General features: G+C 52.8%; 2 rRNA genes. Both read left to right on the plus strand.

Annotation, left to right across the window (positions count from 1 at the left end):
- The first annotated feature begins 73 nt into the window (after positions 1-73).
- Positions 74-2,952: ribosomal RNA gene (locus tag ACUXH0_RS26325) — 23S ribosomal RNA — on the plus strand.
- Between the two features lie 117 nt (positions 2,953-3,069).
- Positions 3,070-3,182 (plus strand): 5S ribosomal RNA (gene rrf, locus ACUXH0_RS26330).
- The last annotated feature ends 9 nt before the right edge of the window (positions 3,183-3,191 follow it).

A 3,191-nucleotide genomic window follows, 5' to 3' on the forward strand; every position in this document is an offset into this window, starting at 1 on the left:
GCAATCGATGAGATTGTCTTGGAATACGGCACAACGCGAGAACTCAGCCTATAGCGAGACATACTCGTTATAGGGTCAAGCGAATAAGTGCATGTGGTGGATGCCTTGGCGATTACAGGCGATGAAGGACGTAGTAGCCTGCGAAAAGCTGCGGGGAGCTGGCAAACAAGCTTTGATCCGCAGATATCCGAATGGGGAAACCCGGCCCGAATGGGTCATCCCTTGCTGAATACATAGGCAAGGGAAGCGAACGCAGTGAACTGAAACATCTAAGTAGCTGCAGGAACAGAAATCAACCGAGATTCCCAAAGTAGTGGCGAGCGAAATGGGATCAGCCTTGTACTCTTTAGCAGTATTGTTAGCAAAGCGGAATGGAAAGTCCGGCCATAGTGGGTGATAGCCCCGTATGCGAAAACAGTATTGTGGAACTAGGTGTACGACAAGTAGGGCGGGACACGTGAAATCCTGTCTGAAGATGGGGGGACCATCCTCCAAGGCTAAATACTCGTAATCGACCGATAGTGAACCAGTACCGTGAGGGAAAGGCGAAAAGAACCCCGGGAGGGGAGTGAAATAGATCCTGAAACCGCATGCATACAAACAGTCGGAGCCTGGAAACGGGTGACGGCGTACCTTTTGTATAATGGGTCAGCGACTTACATTCAGTGGCAAGCTTAACCGATTAGGGAAGGCGTAGCGAAAGCGAGTCCGAATAGGGCGTTCAGTCGCTGGGTGTAGACCCGAAACCAAGTGATCTATCCATGGCCAGGTTGAAGGTGCGGTAACACGTACTGGAGGACCGAACCCACTAACGTTGAAAAGTTAGGGGATGAGCTGTGGATAGGGGTGAAAGGCTAAACAAACTTGGAAATAGCTGGTTCTCTCCGAAAACTATTTAGGTAGTGCCTCGTGTCTCACCTTCGGGGGTAGAGCACTGTCATGGTTGGGGGGTCTATTGCTGATTACCCCGCCATAGCAAACTCCGAATACCGAAGAGTGCAATCACGGGAGACAGACATCGGGTGCTAACGTCCGGTGTCAAGAGGGAAACAACCCAGACCGCCAGCTAAGGTCCCTAAATATTGCTAAGTGGGAAACGAAGTGGGAAGGCTAAAACAGTCAGGAGGTTGGCTTAGAAGCAGCCACCCTTTAAAGAAAGCGTAATAGCTCACTGATCGAGTCGTCCTGCGCGGAAGATGTAACGGGGCTAAGCAATATACCGAAGCTGCGGATGCACGTAAGTGCATGGTAGGAGAGCGTTCTGTAAGCCTGTGAAGGTGTCTTGTAAAGGATGCTGGAGGTATCAGAAGTGCGAATGCTGACATGAGTAGCGATAAAGGGGGTGAAAGGCCCCCTCGCCGTAAGCCCAAGGTTTCCTACGCAACGTTCATCGGCGTAGGGTGAGTCGGCCCCTAAGGCGAGGCAGAGATGCGTAGCTGATGGGAAGCAGGTTAATATTCCTGCACCGTCGTATGATGCGATGGGGGGACGGATCGCGGAAGGTTGTCCGGGTGTTGGATGTCCCGGTCCCTGCATTGGAGATGGCACTTAGGCAAATCCGGGTGCGTGATTCAAGGGTGTGGGGCGAGCGACTTTAGGTCGCGAAGCAATTGGAAGTGGTTCCAAGAAAAGCCTCTAAGCTTCAGTCATACGAGACCGTACCGCAAACCGACACAGGTGGGCGAGATGAGTATTCTAAGGCGCTTGAGAGAACTCGGGAGAAGGAACTCGGCAAATTGGTACCGTAACTTCGGGATAAGGTACGCCCTTGTAGTTTGACTGGCTCGCGCCAGAAGGACGAAGGGGTTGCAATAAAATGGTGGCTGCGACTGTTTAATAAAAACACAGCACTCTGCAAACACGAAAGTGGACGTATAGGGTGTGACGCCTGCCCGGTGCCGGAAGATTAAATGATGGGGTGCAAGCTCTTGATTGAAGTCCCGGTAAACGGCGGCCGTAACTATAACGGTCCTAAGGTAGCGAAATTCCTTGTCGGGTAAGTTCCGACCTGCACGAATGGCGTAACGATGGCCACACTGTCTCCTCCCGAGACTCAGCGAAGTTGAAGTGTTTGTGATGATGCAATCTCCCCGCGGCTAGACGGAAAGACCCCATGAACCTTTACTGTAGCTTTGCATTGGACTTTGAACCGATCTGTGTAGGATAGGTGGGAGGCTTTGAAACCGGGACGCTAGTTTCGGTGGAGCCGTCCTTGAAATACCACCCTGGTTTGTTTGAGGTTCTAACCTTGGCCCGTGAATCCGGGTCGGGGACAGTGCATGGTAGGCAGTTTGACTGGGGCGGTCTCCTCCCAAAGTGTAACGGAGGAGTTCGAAGGTACGCTTGGTACGGTCGGACATCGTACCTAAAGTGCAATGGCAAAAGCGTGCTTAACTGCGAGACCGACAAGTCGAGCAGGTGCGAAAGCAGGACATAGTGATCCGGTGGTTCTGTATGGAAGGGCCATCGCTCAACGGATAAAAGGTACTCTGGGGATAACAGGCTGATACCGCCCAAGAGTTCATATCGACGGCGGTGTTTGGCACCTCGATGTCGGCTCATCTCATCCTGGGGCTGTAGCCGGTCCCAAGGGTATGGCTGTTCGCCATTTAAAGAGGTACGTGAGCTGGGTTTAAAACGTCGTGAGACAGTTTGGTCCCTATCTGCCGTGGGCGTTGGAATCTTGACGGGGGCTGCTCCTAGTACGAGAGGACCGGAGTGGACGTACCGCTGGTGTACCTGTTGTCTCGCCAGAGGCATCGCAGGGTAGCTATGTACGGAAGAGATAACCGCTGAAAGCATCTAAGCGGGAAACTTGCCTGAAGATGAGGATTCCCTGGAGACTTGATCTCCCTGAAGGGTCGTTCGAGACCAGGACGTTGATAGGCTGGGTGTGGAAGCGCAGTAATGCGTTCAGCTAACCAGTACTAATTGCCCGTGCGGCTTGATCCTATAACCGGTATGTTTCCGGCTGGGTCCGCCTTGTGCCTGATACACACAACTCACAACCCCAAATCTACATTCCCATATTGGTCCCGTTGACCTCGTCAACGTGACAACAAGTCATAGCCTGGTGACCATAGCGAGTCGGTACCACCCCTTCCCATCCCGAACAGGACCGTGAAACGACTCCGCGCCGATGATAGTGCGGATTCCCGTGTGAAAGTAGGTCATCGCCAGGCTCTCCCCTC

The organism is Ralstonia sp. 110700041-2 (assembly GCF_056280165.1).